This window comes from Variovorax sp. P1_H2, assembly GCF_056405295.1.
In genome coordinates this window covers 1-14,724 of record NZ_JBFUCJ010000146.1, presented here as the reverse complement: position 1 = coordinate 14,724, position 14,724 = coordinate 1, and the positions used below count along the sequence as shown (strand labels likewise).

The 14,724-nt window shown below is 67.2% G+C and carries 13 protein-coding genes, 1 tRNA gene and 2 pseudogenes; 10 read left to right on the top strand and 6 right to left on the bottom strand.

Translation table 11 applies throughout. From position 1 onward, the window contains the following. Window positions 1-181: pseudogene (locus AC1D2E_RS31520) on the bottom strand (LPS export ABC transporter permease LptF); the annotation flags it as partial. Between the two features lie 21 nt (window positions 182-202). Here AC1D2E_RS31520 and AC1D2E_RS31515 point away from each other — a divergent pair. From AC1D2E_RS31515 to AC1D2E_RS31500, 4 genes are all read left to right on the top strand, one after another. Continuing rightward, a complete protein-coding gene (locus tag AC1D2E_RS31515) occupies window positions 203-1,693 on the top strand; it encodes a leucyl aminopeptidase (protein WP_478201041.1) in 1,491 nt (496 codons plus the stop codon). Next, a complete protein-coding gene (locus AC1D2E_RS31510) occupies window positions 1,690-2,130 on the top strand; it encodes a DNA polymerase III subunit chi (protein WP_478174144.1) in 441 nt (146 codons plus the stop codon). Before AC1D2E_RS31515 ends, AC1D2E_RS31510 begins: the two co-directional genes overlap by 4 nt. 47 nt (window positions 2,131-2,177) lie before the next feature. After that, window positions 2,178-2,546, top strand: a complete 369-nt coding sequence (locus AC1D2E_RS31505; RefSeq protein WP_478201042.1) for a hypothetical protein — start codon at window positions 2,178-2,180, stop codon at window positions 2,544-2,546. 122 nt (window positions 2,547-2,668) lie between these two features. Continuing rightward, window positions 2,669-3,874 carry a branched-chain amino acid ABC transporter substrate-binding protein gene (locus tag AC1D2E_RS31500; RefSeq protein WP_478174143.1) on the top strand — a complete coding sequence of 402 codons (1,206 nt, stop codon included), beginning with the start codon at window positions 2,669-2,671 and terminating at the stop codon, window positions 3,872-3,874. 54 nt (window positions 3,875-3,928) lie between these two features. Here AC1D2E_RS31500 and AC1D2E_RS31495 read toward each other — a convergent pair whose 3' ends face one another. Both AC1D2E_RS31495 and AC1D2E_RS31490 read right to left on the bottom strand, forming a co-directional pair. Then, window positions 3,929-4,303, bottom strand: coding sequence for a response regulator (locus AC1D2E_RS31495; protein WP_478174142.1), 375 nt, complete (start codon window positions 4,301-4,303; stop codon window positions 3,929-3,931). 288 nt (window positions 4,304-4,591) lie between these two features. Next, window positions 4,592-4,682: transfer RNA gene (locus AC1D2E_RS31490), tRNA-Ser, on the bottom strand. A gap of 175 nt (window positions 4,683-4,857) precedes the next feature. Here AC1D2E_RS31490 and AC1D2E_RS31485 point away from each other — a divergent pair. Further along, window positions 4,858-7,257 carry an Orn/Lys/Arg family decarboxylase gene (locus tag AC1D2E_RS31485; protein WP_478201040.1) on the top strand — a complete coding sequence of 800 codons (2,400 nt, stop codon included), beginning with the start codon at window positions 4,858-4,860 and terminating at the stop codon, window positions 7,255-7,257. On the opposite strand, the gene AC1D2E_RS31480 is transcribed toward AC1D2E_RS31485, so the two are convergent. The 3 genes from AC1D2E_RS31480 to AC1D2E_RS31470 are packed head-to-tail and all read right to left on the bottom strand — an operon-like array spanning window position 7,220 to window position 9,332. After that, window positions 7,220-8,089, bottom strand: coding sequence for an EamA family transporter (locus AC1D2E_RS31480; RefSeq protein WP_478201039.1), 870 nt, complete (start codon window positions 8,087-8,089; stop codon window positions 7,220-7,222). The two genes, AC1D2E_RS31485 and AC1D2E_RS31480, sit on opposite strands and share 38 nt — an antisense overlap. After that, window positions 8,086-8,634 (bottom strand): phosphonate degradation HD-domain oxygenase, encoded by a 549-nt coding sequence (locus AC1D2E_RS31475; RefSeq protein WP_478201038.1) that lies wholly within the window; start codon window positions 8,632-8,634, stop codon window positions 8,086-8,088. Before AC1D2E_RS31475 ends, AC1D2E_RS31480 begins: the two co-directional genes overlap by 4 nt. A gap of 8 nt (window positions 8,635-8,642) precedes the next feature. Next, the gene (locus AC1D2E_RS31470; RefSeq protein ID WP_478201037.1) at window positions 8,643-9,332 is read right to left on the bottom strand and encodes a phosphonate utilization associated transcriptional regulator; all 690 of its coding nucleotides are present in this window, start codon (window positions 9,330-9,332) and stop codon (window positions 8,643-8,645) included. 129 nt (window positions 9,333-9,461) lie between these two features. Here AC1D2E_RS31470 and AC1D2E_RS31465 point away from each other — a divergent pair, with 129 nt between their 5' ends. The 5 genes and pseudogenes from AC1D2E_RS31465 to AC1D2E_RS31445 form a co-directional block, all read left to right on the top strand. After that, complete coding sequence (locus AC1D2E_RS31465; protein ID WP_478201036.1) at window positions 9,462-10,493, top strand: putative 2-aminoethylphosphonate ABC transporter substrate-binding protein; 1,032 nt, start codon at window positions 9,462-9,464, stop codon at window positions 10,491-10,493. A 20-nt stretch (window positions 10,494-10,513) separates the two neighbouring features. Then, complete coding sequence (locus tag AC1D2E_RS31460; RefSeq protein WP_478201035.1) at window positions 10,514-11,608, top strand: putative 2-aminoethylphosphonate ABC transporter ATP-binding protein; 1,095 nt, start codon at window positions 10,514-10,516, stop codon at window positions 11,606-11,608. A gap of 19 nt (window positions 11,609-11,627) precedes the next feature. Next, window positions 11,628-13,334, top strand: coding sequence for a putative 2-aminoethylphosphonate ABC transporter permease subunit (locus tag AC1D2E_RS31455; RefSeq protein WP_478201034.1), 1,707 nt, complete (start codon window positions 11,628-11,630; stop codon window positions 13,332-13,334). A 20-nt stretch (window positions 13,335-13,354) separates the two neighbouring features. Then, on the top strand, window positions 13,355-14,482 hold the full coding sequence (locus tag AC1D2E_RS31450) for a TIGR03364 family FAD-dependent oxidoreductase (protein ID WP_478201033.1): 1,128 nt from the start codon (window positions 13,355-13,357) through the stop codon (window positions 14,480-14,482). Window positions 14,483-14,508: 26 nt separating this feature from the next. Continuing rightward, window positions 14,509-14,724, top strand: a pseudogene (locus AC1D2E_RS31445) (phosphonoacetaldehyde hydrolase); the annotation flags it as partial.

The following is a 14,724-nucleotide window of genomic DNA, read 5'->3' as shown; positions in this document are numbered from 1 at the left end:
GCATGTAGCCGAGCACGGTGTAGGTCATCACGAGGAAGACCTCGGAGGGATTCACGCTGCCCCTGGCGGCCAATCCGAGCGTGCGGATCAGCATCATCGTCATCACGATGGTGACCAGCACCACCAGCGTGGCGCCGAAGCTGCGTGACAGCTCCTTGCGTAGAGAGGAATGGAATAACATCGTCGAGGGAAAAAAAGGATTATGGACTTTCAACTCAAGACCCTCTCCATCGCCCAGGCCGCCACCGAGAAAGCCGATGTCCTCATCGTGCTGGTCGCCGCCGGTACCACCACCTCGAAAGATGCGCTCTCCGCCTTGGCGGCCGAGGCCCGCAAGGCGGGCGACTTGCCCGACAAGGCCGGCAAGTTGCTGGCGTTGTACCGCCCGGCCGGCGTGGCGACGGCGCGCGTGCTGCTGGTCGCCGCAGGGGACGGCGGCGCGGCCGCAGTCCGCACGGCGGTGCAGGCGGCCGTGAACGCGGCCAAGGGCTCCAGTCCGAAGCGGGTCGCCATGGTCTTCGCGGGCGCCACCGATGCGGCGGCACTGGCCAGCGCGGTGCTGGCGGCTGCCGACGCCAGCTATGTCTACACCGAGACCAAATCCAAGGCCGAGCCCCGCACGATCCGCCAGCTGAGCGTGGGCGTGCCGGATGCCGCGGCCTTGCGCGAGGCCTTCGACCAGGCCACCGCGACCGTCGCCGGCATCGAACTGGCCAAGGAATGGGGCAACMGGCCGGGCAACCACTGCACGCCCACGATGCTGGCCGATGCCGCGAAGAAGCTCGCGGAGCTGCCGAACGTGAAATGCGAGGTGCTGGGGCCCAAGGAAGTGGCCAAGCTCGGCATGGGCGCCTTCGCGGCCGTCTCGCAAGGCGCGGCCGAACCGCTGCGCTTCATCGTCCTGCGCTACCACGGCGCGCCCAAGGATCAGGCGCCGGTGGTGCTGGTCGGCAAGGGCATCACCTTCGACACTGGCGGCGTCTCGCTCAAGCCGGCGGCGGAGATGGACGAGATGAAGTTCGACATGTGCGGTGCGGCGAGCGTGCTGGGCGTGTTCCGCGCGCTCGGCGACATCCAGCCGGCGATCAACGTGATCGGGCTGGTCCCCTCGTGCGAGAACATGAACGACGGCCGGGCGCTGAAGCCAGGCGACGTCGTCACCAGCATGAGCGGCCAGACCATCGAAGTGCTCAACACCGACGCCGAGGGACGCCTGATCCTGTGCGACGCGCTGACCTACGCCAAGCGCTTCGCGCCGGCCTCGGTGATCGACATCGCCACCCTCACGGGGGCTTGCGTGGTGGCCCTGGGCGGCGTGCGCAGCGGGCTCTTCTCCAGTGACGATGCGCTGGCCGGCGCACTCCAGGCCGCCGGCGAGGAAGCACAGGACCGCTGCTGGCGGCTGCCGCTCGACGACGACTACGCCGAGGGCCTCAAGACCAACTTTGCCGACGTCGCCAACGTGGCCGGCCGCGCCGGCGGCGCCGTCACGGCGGCCAAGTTCCTGCAGCGCTTCGCCAGCGACTATCCCTGGGCGCATCTGGACATCGCCGGCACGGCGTGGAAGAGCGGGGCGGCCAAGGGCTCGACCGGCCGGCCTGTGGGCCTGCTGTTGAACTATCTCCTGGCGCAGGGCGCCAAGACCTCGCCGCGCACGACGGCGAAGACCCCCAAGGCGCGGCCCCGCAAGTGACCGAGATCGACGGCCACTACAACATGCCCGACAAGTTGGGCTATGCCTGCCGCCTGCTGCGCAAGGCGGTGGGTGCGCATGGCGCGCGGCTGGTGGTGGTGGCGGACGCCGCATTGCTGGACGCGATCGACCTGGCCCTGTGGAAGCTCGCGCCGAGCGATTTCGTCGCCCATTGCCGCAGCGACGACCCGCCCTACATCGTCCAGCGCTCGCCCGTGGTGCTGGCGGACAGCACCGAGGCCGCCTTGCCTGACCGGCCGATCCTGGTCAACCTCGGTGCCGAACTGCCCGCGAGGTTCGAGCGTTTCGAGCGGCTGATCGACATCGTCGGCAGCGACGACGCCGACCGCCAGGCCGGCCGTGTCCGTTGGCGGCACTACAAGGACCGCGGCTACGTCATCCGCACCCATGCCTACGCCGGGGGGGCCAACGGATGACCGGGGCGCCTCGAACGCCGCCGCGCATCGTACCCACCTTGACGACGGTGCTCGAGCCCGCGCAGCAGGGCGCGACAGCCCCCGYGCCGCCGGAGCCGGAGCCGGCGGCGCCGACCGCGATCGAGCCTTCGCGGGCCGTCGCGTTGAGCCCCGAGGCCAAGCTGTCCGAGGCCGAGGCCTTTCGCCTCGAAGAGCAGTTGCTGCACCGCGTGCTGCAGCGCGTCGACCTCTCGCTCGAGGAGCGCGTGAGCGATGCCGTGTCAGCTGCCGTTCAGCAGCACCTCGACACCATGATCCCCAGTCTGCGCAATGAAATCGAGGCGGTCCTGCGGGCGTTGGTGAGCGAAGCACTGGCCCGCGAGCTTTCGGACAACCCCGGGTCTACGCCAGCATTCGGGCGCGAAACCTTGGGCTAAACTGCGCCCGGGTCGAAAAGCGCGAGGGCGCTGCGCATCCGCGGCGCGATACTTGCTGAAGGTATTTGCCCGGATCCAAAGACCGGTTTTCAACTCTACTCATCCATGTTCTGGAGGTTCTCATGCAATTGAAATGGACTGCTGTCGCCCTGGCCGCTCTTGCGCTCGTGGCCTGTGGCAAGAAGGAAGAAGCCGCGGCGCCTGCGGCACCCGCACCGACCGCAGCCGCTCCTGCTCCCGCCGCGCCCCCGGCCGATGCCCTGGTGGTCAAGATCGGCCACGTGGCACCCACCAGCGGTGCCATCGCCCACCTCGGCAAGGACAACGAATTCGGCGCTCGCATGGCGGTCGAGGACCTCAATGCCAAGGGCATGAAGATCGGCGACAAGGTTGTCAAGTTCGAACTGCTGGCCGAAGACGACGCGGGTGACCCGAAGCAGGGCACCGCGGTGGCCCAGAAGCTGGTCGACAGCAAGGTCAACGGCGTGGTCGGCCACCTGAACTCGGGCACCTCGATTCCTGCTTCCAAGCTGTACAGCGACGCGGGCATTCCTCAGATCTCGCCCTCGGCGACCAACCCCAAGTTCACCCGCCAGGGCTTCAAGACCACGTTCCGCGTGGTGGCTGACGACACGCAACTCGGCGGCACGCTCGGCAAGTACGCGGTCGAAACGCTCAAGGGCAAGAACATCGCCGTGATCGACGACCGCACCGCCTACGGACAGGGCGTCGCCGAAGAATTCGAGAAGGCCGCCAAGGCTGCCGGCGGCACCATCGTCGGCCACGAATTCACGACCGACAAGTCGACCGACTTCAATGCCATCCTGACCAAGCTCAAGGGCGCCCAGCCCGACATCCTGTTCTTCGGCGGCATGGACGCCGTCGGCGGCCCGATGCTCAAGCAGGTCAAGCAGCTCGGCATGAACGTCAAGTTCATGGGCGGCGACGGCCTGTGCACCGGCGAACTGGCCAAGCTGGCCGGCGACGCGATCGGCGAGGAGATGGTCGTCTGCGCCGAAGCCGGTGGCGTGGATGGCGACTTCAAGGCGCCGCTGGAAGCCTGGAAGACCAAGTTCAAGGAAAAGAACGGCGTCGAAGTCCAGATCTATGCACCGTACGTCTACGACGCCGTGCAGGTGCTGGCCGCTGCGATGCAGAAGGCCGGTTCGGCCGATCCGGAGAAGTACCTGCCTGAAGTCGGCAAGGTCGAGTACAAGGGCCTGACCGGCCCGATCGCCTTCGACGAGAAGGGCGACATCAAGAACGGTGCGCTGACGCTGTACACCTACAAGAACGGTGCACGCACGCAAATCGCCGTGGTGCGTTGAGCGCTGCGTAGCAAGCAGGAAAAGGGGGCCTTCGGGCCCCTTTTTCTTTTTCGGCTATGCCGGCTGCAGGCCGGTGCAGTAGTCGAAGAAAGCCTCGAGGTCCCTGGACTTGTCGAACACGGCGTCGGCGCCGAGCGCCATGCAGCGTGCACGGATGTCGGGACTGACAAAGTTGCTCAGCACCACTGCGCGCTGGCGTTCGTGACGCCGGAGGCAGGCCCGCAGCACGCCCAGTCCGGAGCCCTTCTTGAGGAACAGGTCCACAATCAGCAGTTGCCATTCGCCGCCATGGGCGGCGAGCCACTCGGATGCGTCGGTCTCGGTCTCGGCGATGCCGAGCACGCGGGCACCCACCAGGTCCTCGAGCGCGGGGATCAGGTTGTCGCGTATGGTCCTGTTGTCTTCGACAAGGAACGTGAGGAGAGCCATGCCGGTTCCTGCCAGTGCAAGACACAAAGCCTAGCCCGCCGCCCATCGCCGGCCAAGGCCGGACGGCTTGCGCTCGCGTAGGAGAAAGCGCACGGATGCGCCGCTTGCCGGCGGCGCCGTGCCTCAGTTGGCGGCTTTGTCGTCGGCGGCGCGGAGCTTCTCGACCAGCGCCCGGCTGGCATCGCGTTGGGCGGTGACCCGCAATCGGCGGCGCACAAAAAAGCCCCGGCATGCGGGGCTTTCAGGACGGATCCGTTGGCAGTTGGAAGCTGCTGGAGACGTGTTTTCTGGCGGAGCAGGCGGGATTCGAACCCGCGGAGGGCTATTAACCCTCACACGCTTTCCAGGCGTGCGACTTAAACCGCTCATCCACCGCTCCGAGCCCATGATTGTAGCAGTGCGACGGCTTGGTTTTCGCTGCCCGAGGGCGACTCCGGCGGAGGCGCCGGCGCTTCGCCAAAAAGGCCGCCTGAAACTTCGTTCACCGGGCGGGCCCGATTCTTCATCTGAATTCCGTACACTTCGCGCCTATTTGCCTGTCCGGAGCCCTGCTCATGAAATTCCGCTTCCCCATCGTCATCATCGACGAGGACTTCCGCTCCGAGAACACGTCGGGCCTTGGTATCCGCGCCCTGGCGCAGGCCTTCGAAAGCGAGGGCTTCGAGGTGCTGGGCGTCACCAGCTATGGCGACCTGAGCCAGTTCGCGCAGCAGCAAAGCCGCGCCAGCGCCTTCATCCTGTCGATCGACGATGAAGAGTTCTCGGTCGGTCCGGACCTCGACCCGGCGGTGCTCAGCCTGCGCACCTTCATCGGCGAGGTGCGGCGCAAGAACGCCGACGTGCCGATCTACATCTACGGCGAGACGAAAACCTCGCGCCACATCCCGAACGACATCCTGCGCGAGCTGCACGGCTTCATCCACATGTTCGAGGACACGCCGGAGTTCGTGGCCCGCCACATCATCCGCGAGGCCAAGAGCTATCTGGAAGGCGTTCAGCCGCCGTTCTTCAAGGCGCTGATCGACTACGCCGAAGACGGCTCGTACTCGTGGCACTGCCCGGGGCACTCGGGCGGCGTCGCCTTCCTCAAGAGCCCGGTCGGCCAGATGTTCCACCAGTTCTTCGGCGAAAACATGCTGCGTGCCGACGTCTGCAACGCGGTCGAGGAACTCGGCCAACTGCTCGACCACACCGGCCCGGTGGCGGCCAGCGAGCGCAACGCGGCGCGCATTTTCAACGCCGACCACTGCTTCTTCGTCACCAACGGCACCAGCACCAGCAACAAGATGGTGTGGCACCACACGGTGGCGCCGGACGACGTGGTGGTGGTCGACCGCAACTGCCACAAGTCGATCCTGCACGCGATCATCATGACCGGCGCAATACCGGTCTTCATGAAGCCGACACGCAACCACTTCGGCATCATCGGCCCGATTCCGAAGAGCGAGTTCGAGCCGGCGGCGATCAAGGCCAAGATCGCGGCCAATCCGCTGCTCTCGCACGTCGATGCCAACAAGGTGAAGCCGCGCGTGATGACGCTCACGCAGTCGACCTACGACGGCGTGATCTACAACACCGAGACCATCAAGAACATGCTCGACGGCTACGTCGACACGCTGCATTTCGACGAGGCCTGGCTGCCGCACGCGGCTTTTCACCCGTTCTACGGCGCCTACCACGCGATGGGCAAGCGCCGGGTGCGGCCGAAGGACTCGCTGGTGTTCGCCACCCAGTCGACCCACAAGCTGCTGGCCGGCATCAGCCAGGCCAGCCACGTGCTGGTGCAGGACTCGCAGAACCGGGCGCTCGACCGTGACCTGTTCAACGAGGCCTACCTGATGCATTCGTCGACCAGCCCGCAGTACGCAATCATCGCCAGCTGCGACGTCGCCGCGGCGATGATGGAGCCGCCCGGCGGCACCGCGCTGGTGGAGGAGAGCATCCTCGAGGCGCTCGACTTCCGCCGCGCGATGCGCAAGGTCGAGGCCGAGTTCGGCAAGGACGAGTGGTGGTTCAAGGTCTGGGGCCCCGAGAAGCTCGTCGACGAGGGCATCGGCCGCGCGGACGACTGGATCATCAAGGGCGAGTCGCGCACCGCCAAGTGGCATGGCTTCGGCAAGCTGGCCGACGGCTTCAACATGCTCGACCCGATCAAGTCGACCATCGTGACGCCGGGCCTGGACCTCAACGGCAAGTTCGCCAAGACCGGCATTCCGGCCAGCATCGTCACCAAGTTCCTGGCCGAGCACGGCGTGATCGTCGAGAAGACCGGTCTCTACAGCTTCTTCATCATGTTCACGATCGGCATCACCAAGGGCCGCTGGAACACGCTGTTGACGGCGCTGCAGCAGTTCAAGGACGACTACGCGCGCAACCAGCCGATGTGGCGGATCATGCCGGAGTTCTGCCAGGCGCATCCGAAGTACGAGCGCCTCGGCCTGCGCGACCTGTGCCATCACATCCACGAGCTTTATGCGCGCTTCGACGTCGCGCGCCTGACCACCGAGATGTACCTGAGCGACCTGACCCCGGCCATGAAGCCGAGCGACGCCTTCGCCCACATCGCGCATCGCAAGACCGAGCGGGTCGAGATCGACCACCTCGAAGGCCGCATCACGACCAGCCTGATCACGCCGTACCCGCCGGGCATTCCGCTCCTGATTCCTGGCGAGGTCTTCAACAAGAAGATCGTCGACTACCTCAAGTTCGCACGCGAGTTCAACACCGAGTGCCCGGGCTTCGAGACCGACATCCATGGACTGGTGGGCCGCATCGACGAGACCGGCAAGAAGCGCTACTACGCCGACTGCGTGCGGGCCGAGCCGCACCAGGCGGCGGTGATCGAGCCTGCGGCGGTCAAGCCCGCCGCTGTCGTCCCTGCGGCGGCCAAGACGACTGCCGTCAAGCGAGCGACCATCAAGCCAGCCGCAAGGCCATCACGCCCGCGACGATGACAAGCGTGCCGATGGCACGCTGCCAGCCGAAGGGCTCGCGCAGGAAGAGGGTGCCGATGACCGCGGCGAACAGCACCGAGGTCTCGCGCAGCGCCGCGACGACCGCGACCGGCGCGTGGGTCATCGCCCACAGCGCGATGCCGTAGCTGCCTAGCGACGCGGCGGTGCCGGCCAGCGCGATCTTCCAGCGCCTTGCCATGTACGCCAGGGCTGCGCGCCGCTGGCCGGGGCGCAGCCACAGCACCAGCAGCAGATAGGGCAGGCCGTCGAAGACGAACAGACCGGCCACGTAGGCGAGTGCATCGCCCGAGGCCCGCACGCCGATGCCGTCGACCACGGTATAGAGCGCGATGATGGCGGCGTTGGCCAGCGCGAAGCCCAGCGCCTTGCGCCGCCGCCTTTCGTCGCTGTCGCGCAGCGCCGAGCGCGACAGGCCGAGCGTCACCACGCCGATGCAGATGACGGCGACGCCGGCCCAGGCCGCCGCCGAGATGCCTTCGCCGATGAAGGGCAGGCTGCCCATCGCCACCAGCAGCGGCGCGCAACCGCGCATCACCGGGTAGGTGAGCCCGAGGTCGCCATGCTTGTAGGCGCCCGCGAGCGCGATGTAGTAGCCGAGGTGGATCACCAGCGACGCCGCCATGTAGGGCCAGGCCTCGCGCGCCGGCAGACCGGTGTAGAGCAGAAGCGGCACTGAAATGAAGATGCCCAGGCTGTGGATCAGCGCGGTGTCGAGCGCCTTGTCGCCGCCCGACTTGATGAGCGCGTTCCAGCCCGCGTGGAGCAGTGCCCCGATCAGGACCGCGCCGACGATCGTCGCGCTGAGCGTCACTTCAGCATGCAGCGCTGGGCGCGCGCCAGGAAGTGCGCGAGCGGCGGCGTCGGGCGTTCGGCTTCCTTGGCGAGGTCGTCCCACAGGCGCAGCCGGACCGCGTCGCCAGCATGGGGCTGGGCGATGAAGCGCTCGGCTTCCTCGGCCGAGAAGACGCCGCCCTGCAATTCGAGGCTGCGTTTGGAATCGGCCGAGAGGCCGGCCCCGTAGTCGGCGCGCGTGGCGCAGAGGTAGCGTTTGGCGTCCACGTGCCACTTGATCGACGTCAGCACCTTGTCGCCGAACACGCCGCGCAGGAAGGGCAGGGCGTAGAACTGGTGCAGGTCGTCGATGCCGCGCAGGCTCGGCGACTCGCCCTGTTCGTTGAGCAGGTGGCCGAGGTCGTGCAGCAGCGCCGCCGTGACCAGTTCGTCGTCGGCGCCGTCGAGTTCGGCGCGCTGGGCGGTCTGCAGCGCGTGCTCGAGCTGGGAGACCGGCTCGCCGTTGTACTGCTCGGCGCCGTGGCGCGCGAACAGGGTCTCGATATCTGACAGGCTCAATGCCATCGGGGTCCTCAGGCGGTGCTTGATTTCTGGTGGTTGCGCAGGGTGCGCGCGCGGCTGTTCATCACGTGCTGGTACATCGCCTGGCCGGCTGCCTCGGCGTCGCCGGCCGCGATCGCCTTGACGATCTGGCGATGTTCGCGCGCATAGACCGCCATCGATTCGTCGGTCAGGTTCTTGCGCCGGAACAGCGACAGTTCCTTGATCAGCTTGCGGTAGGTGGCACCGAGCTTGGCATTGCCCGCAAGCTCCACCAGCCGGTCGTGGAACTGCAGGTTGACCCGGTGGTAGTCCGGCGCATTGCCGGCCTTGGCCGAGCGGTCCATTTCGTCGGCAAGCTGGCGCAGTTCGCGCACTTCGGCCGGACGGATGGTCTCGGCGACCTTGCGTCCGACATAGAGGTCCATCGCGGCGCGGACCTCGAAGATCTCGAGCGCCTCCTCGATCGGCACGTCGCGCACGAACACCCCACGGTTCTTCTCGGTGCGCACCAGGCCGGCTTCCTCGAGCATGCGGAAGGCCTCGCGCACCGGACCGCGAGAGACGCCCAGTCGATCGGCCAGCGCCGCCTCGGTGAGCTTCTCGCCGGGGCCGAGCTCGCCTTCCAGGATCAAGCGCTCGATCTCGGTCTGCACCAGGTTGGCGAGCGAGTTGCCCTGCAGTTGTGCAATGGCTGCCTGGGGCGAGAGCGTCGTCGACATGGGGCGATCCTAGGCCACACTCTGTAAATTGTCTACAATCTACAAAATGGATGATTCAGGCCTCGAACTTGCTTGACGGCTCCCATCACGTCGCCGTGATTCCCCCATCCACTGTTGAGGAGCCTTTTCATGACGTTCTGGAAATCGATACTGGCCGGCGCGCTCGGCCTGGCCTTCGGGGCCGGTGCCTGGGCCCAGAAGACCCAGCTCACGGTCTACACCGCCCTCGAGACCGACCAGCTCAAGGCCTACCAGGAGGCCTTCAACAAGGTCCAGCCGAACATCGAGATCAAGTGGGTGCGCGACTCGACCGGCGTGGTCACGGCCAAGCTGCTGGCCGAGAAGTCCAATCCGCAGGCCGACGTGATCTGGGGCGTGGCGGCCTCGAGCCTGGCGCTGTTCGAGCGCAACGACATGCTCGAGCCCTACGCGCCGCTGAACCTCGATGCCATCATGTCGCAATACCGGGACAAGAAGTCGCCGCCGGCCTGGTGGGGCATGGATGTCTTCGGTGCCGTGGTGTGCTTCAACACGGTCGAGGCCAAGAAGAAGAACATCGCGATTCCGACCACCTGGAAGGACCTCGCCAAGCCCGAATTCAAGGGCCAGGTGGTGATGCCCAACCCGGCTTCCTCGGGCACCGGCTACTTCGATGTCGTGGCCTGGCTGCAGCTGTGGGGCGACGACGCCGGCAAGGGCGGCGGCTGGAAGTACATGGACGCGCTGCACGAGAACATCGGCCAGTACACGCACTCGGGTTCCAAGCCCTGCAACATGGCGGCGGCCGGCGAATACGTGGCCGGCATCTCCTTCGAGTACCGCGGCCACACGAACAAGGCCAAGGGCGCGCCGATCGAACTGGTGTTCCCGAAGGAGGGGCTGGGCTGGGACCTCGAAGGCTTCGCGATCTACAAGGGCACCAAGAAGCTCGATGCGGCGAAGAAGCTGGCCGACTGGGCTTCGTCGAAGGACGCGATGATGCTCTACGGCAGGAACTTCGCGCTGACCGCCCAGCCGGGCGTGGCGCCGAAGCTGGCCAACATCCCGCCGGACTACGAGTCGCGCCTGATCAAGATGAACTTCGACCAGGCTGCGGCAGGCCGCGAGCGCACGCTGGCCGAATGGTCGAAGCGCTACGATGGCAAGAGCGAGAAGAAGTAGCACCGGCGGATCGGCCACACATGAGCGACGACGCGAGCTACCTCGACCTGCGGCGCATCCACAAGCGCTTCGGCGGCTTCACCGCGCTGGAGAGCATCGACCTGGCGATCCGGCGCGGCGAGTTCGTCTGTTTCCTCGGCCCCTCGGGCTGCGGCAAGACGACGCTGCTGCGCATCATCGCGGGGCTTGAGACGCAGACCTCGGGCACGATCCTGCAGGCCGGGCGCGACATCTCGGTGCTGCCTCCGTCAGGGCGCGACTACGGGATCATGTTCCAGTCCTATGCGCTGTTCCCGAACCTCACGGTCGGCGACAACGTGGCCTATGGACTGGTCAATCGACGCCAGTCCCGGACCCAGGCGGCGCCCAGGGTCGATGAACTGCTGCGCCTGGTCGGCCTGCCGGACAGCGGCGGCAAGTACCCGGCACAGCTCTCGGGCGGCCAGCAGCAGCGCATCGCGCTGGCCCGCGCGCTGGCCACATCGCCGGGCCTGCTGCTGCTGGACGAGCCGCTGTCGGCGCTCGACGCCATCGTGCGGGTGCACCTGCGCAACGAGATCCGCTCGCTGCAGCGCAAGCTCGGCGTCACCACCGTGATGGTCACGCACGACCAGGAAGAAGCACTGTCGGTGGCCGACCGCATCGTGGTGATGAACCATGGCGTGATCGAGCAGGTCGGCACCCCGATGCAGGTGTATCGCGAGCCGGCATCGCCCTTCGTCGCCGACTTCGTCGGCAAGGCCAACCGGCTGCGAGCCGTGGCCGAGGGGGACCGCTGGTTCCGCTGCGGCGCGCTGCGGCTGCAGTGCCCGCCGGAGGCCGGCGCCGACTTCCGGCCCGGCCGGCCGGTGATGCTCTACCTGCGGCCCGAGGACCGCGTGGTCGACGGCGTGCGCGACGACGACCCGCTGCGCTGCAGCGGCACCGTGCGCCATGTGGAATTCCTCGGCGGCAACTGCCTGGCCGAAGTCGCGGTCGACCGCATCCCCGACCAGCCGGTGCAACTGCAGTTCTCGCTCAACCAGATGGACGAGTTCGACGTGCGCGAAGGCGCCTCGCTGCGTTTCGCGCTGCGGGCCGATCGGCTGCGGGTGTTCCCGCTGGCCGAGGCCTGAGCGGCGACGGAGTCAGGCCATGTCCGCGGTCCTGAAGACACCTGCGCTGAAGCAACGCGTGCCGGCCGGCGACCGGCTGGCGCACCTGGCGCTCGTCGGTACCGCGCTGCTGCTGCTGGTCGGGCTGGTGGCGCCGCTCGCGATCATCCTGTCGAAGGCGCTGGAGGCGCCCGAGGGCGCGACCGGGCTCGGCAACTTCGCGGCCTACCTGGCTTCGCCGGCCTTGCTGCAGAGCCTCTGGCACAGCGTCTGGGTGTCGCTGCTGGTGACGCTGATCGTGGTGCCGCTGGCCTTTGCGTTCGCCTATGCGCTGACGCGCAGCTGCATGCCCTTCAAGGGCGTGTTCCGCGCCATCACGCTGCTGCCCTTGCTGGCGCCATCGCTGCTGTCGGCGATTTCTCTGATCTACTGGTTCGGCAACCAGGGCGTCGCCAAGGAACTCTGGCTGGCGCTCGGCTTCGAAGGCATCTACGGTGCGCCGGGCATCGTGCTGGCCGAGTGCTTCGCGACCTTTGCGCACACGCTGATGATCCTGGTGGCCGCGCTGACGCTGGCCGATGCCCGCCTGTACGAGGCCGCCGATGCGCTCGGCACCCCCACCTGGCGCAAGTTCTTCACCATCACGCTGCCAGGCGCCAAGTACGGGCTGGTGTCGGCGGCGCTGGTGACTTTCACGCTGGTCATCACCGATTTCGGCATTCCCAAGGTGGTCGGCGGAAGCTTCAACGTGCTCGCGACCGACGTCTTCAAGCTGGTGATCGGGCAGCAGGACTTCCAGCGCGGCGCGGTGGTCGCCTTGCTGCTGTTGACGCCGGCGGCACTGACCTTCGCGATCGACCATCTGGTGCAGCGGCGCCAGACCTCGACCCTGTCGGCCCGCGCAGTCGCGCTGCTGCCGAAGCGCTCGCCGCGCTTCGATGCGGCAATGACGCTGTACTGCCTGCTGATCGTCGCGCTGATGCTGGCGATGTTCGGGATGGCGGTGTTCGCCTCCTTTGCCACGCTGTGGCCCTACAACCTGGCGCCGAGCCTGGTGCACTACGTCTCGGGCCTGGTCGACGCCGAGCTCGGCGACGCGATGCTCAACAGCGTCAAGCTGGCGTCGGCAACGGCCCTGTTCGGCACGGCGACGGTGTTCGTCGGCGCCTACATGCTCGAGAAGACCCGTGGCTTGTCTCTGGTGCGGGCCTCGATCCGGCTGATGGTGATGTTGCCGATGGCCGTGCCCGGACTGGTGCTCGGCCTGGGCTACATCTTCTTCTTCAACGCGCCGGCCAATCCGCTCAACGTCCTCTACCAGACGATGGCGCTGCTGGTGCTGTGCACCATCGTCCATTTCTACACCACCGGCCATCTGACGATGGTGACCGCGCTGAAGGCGATCGACCCCGAGTTCGAGGCCGTCTCGGCCTCGCTCAAGGTGCCGATCTACAAGACCTTCTGGCGCGTCACGCTGCCGATCTGCCTGCCGACCCTGCTCGACGTCTCGCGCTATTTCTTCATCAACGCGATGACGACGATCTCGGCGGTGGTGTTCCTGTATTCGCCCGACACCAAGGTGGCGGCGGTGGCGATCCTCAACCTCGACGAGGCCGGCGAGAGCGGGCCGGCGGCCGCGATGGCGGTGCTGATCGCCGGCGTCTCGACGCTTGTCACACTGCTGTATCTCGCACTGGGCAGACTGGTCGACCGGCGCACGCAGGCTTGGCGCGCGCCGGCCCGCTGAGCCTTTCCGATTCGAAACGCATGACTGACACTCCCACCCATTTCGACCTCGTGGTCGTCGGAGCCGGCATCGTCGGCCTGGCCCATGCCTACACTGCCGCGCGGCGCGGACTCAAGGTCTGCGTCGTCGAGCGCGACGCCGCCTGCGTCGGCGCCTCGATCCGCAATTTCGGCTTCATCACCGTGACCGGGCAGGGCGCCGGCGACACCTGGCGGCGGGCTCGCCGGGCGCGCGAGATCTGGGGGGAGGTCGCGCCTGCCGCGGGCATCGAGGCCCTGCACCACGGGCTCTGGCTCACCGCCTTCCGGCCGCAGGCGCTCGAAGTGCTGAAGGAGTTCATGGCCACGCCGATGGGCGAGGGCTGCGAGCTGCTCGAGGTCGCCGAGGCCGCCGCGCGGGCGCCGGTGCTGCAGCTGGCCGGCGCGCAGGGCGTGCTCTACAGCCCGCACGAGGTGCGGGTCGAGTCGCGCACCGCGATCGGGCTGCTGGCGCGCTGGCTGGCCGAGACGATGGGCGTGGTGTTCCGCTTCGGCGAGGCGGTGCTCGAGGTGGCCGCGCCACGGGTGCGCACCTCGCGTTCCATGCTGCACGCCGAGCGGGTCGCGGTCTGCACCAATACCGACCTCAACGGCCTGTTCGCCGAGCGATTGACGCCCCATCGCCTGCAACTGTGCCTGCTGCACATGCTGCGCGTGCAGCCCGAACCCGGATTCAAGTTGCCCGGTTCGGTGATGGCCGACCTGAGCCTGGTGCGCTATCACGGCTACAGCAAGCTGCCGGCCGCCGCCGCCCTGCTCGAGCAGATGCAGCGCGAAGAGGCCGAATCGCTGGCCAACGGCATCCACCTGATCGTGGTGCAGAGCGCCGACGGCTCGCTGGTGGTCGGCGATTCGCACCACTACGGCGCAGCGCCCGAACCCTTCGCCGACCAGCGCGTCGACGATCTGATCCTCGAGCACCTGCACCGGACGCTGCATCTGAAGCAGGCCCGCGTCAGCGAGCGCTGGGTCGGCATCTATCCCTCCTCGGCCACCACCGACTGCCTGATCGACGCGCCCGACGACGCCACGCGGCTGGTGCTGGTCACCAGYGGCACCGGGGCCAGCACCGCCTTCGGCATCGCCGAGGACGTGTTCGCTGGCTGGTAGCCCTTCATCGACGAGATCCAGAGACCATGAGTCCTTTCCCCTCCCGCCTCCGCGCCGTCGTCTTCGACTGGGCCGGCACCATCATCGACTTCGGCTCCTGCGCGCCCATGGGCGCCTTCGTGAAGCTGTTCAAGCAGTTCGACATCGCGATCACGATCGAGGACGCACGCGGCCCGATGGGGGTCGCCAAATGGGACCACATCAAGGCGCTCGGCACCCTGCCGCATGTGGCGGCCCAATGG

What these genes read in the sequence shown, in the direction of transcription:
- AC1D2E_RS31500 (WP_478174143.1), top strand. Translation starts at nt 2,669, where the DNA reads ATGCAATTGAAATGGACTGCTGTCGCCCTGGCCGCTCTTGCGCTCGTG.
- AC1D2E_RS31495 (WP_478174142.1), bottom strand. Translation starts at nt 4,303, where the DNA reads ATGGCTCTCCTCACGTTCCTTGTCGAAGACAACAGGACCATACGCGAC.
- AC1D2E_RS31485 (WP_478201040.1), top strand. Translation starts at nt 4,858, where the DNA reads ATGAAATTCCGCTTCCCCATCGTCATCATCGACGAGGACTTCCGCTCC.
- AC1D2E_RS31475 (WP_478201038.1), bottom strand. Translation starts at nt 8,634, where the DNA reads ATGGCATTGAGCCTGTCAGATATCGAGACCCTGTTCGCGCGCCACGGC.
- AC1D2E_RS31470 (WP_478201037.1), bottom strand. Translation starts at nt 9,332, where the DNA reads ATGTCGACGACGCTCTCGCCCCAGGCAGCCATTGCACAACTGCAGGGC.
- AC1D2E_RS31465 (WP_478201036.1), top strand. Translation starts at nt 9,462, where the DNA reads ATGACGTTCTGGAAATCGATACTGGCCGGCGCGCTCGGCCTGGCCTTC.
- AC1D2E_RS31460 (WP_478201035.1), top strand. Translation starts at nt 10,514, where the DNA reads ATGAGCGACGACGCGAGCTACCTCGACCTGCGGCGCATCCACAAGCGC.
- AC1D2E_RS31455 (WP_478201034.1), top strand. Translation starts at nt 11,628, where the DNA reads ATGTCCGCGGTCCTGAAGACACCTGCGCTGAAGCAACGCGTGCCGGCC.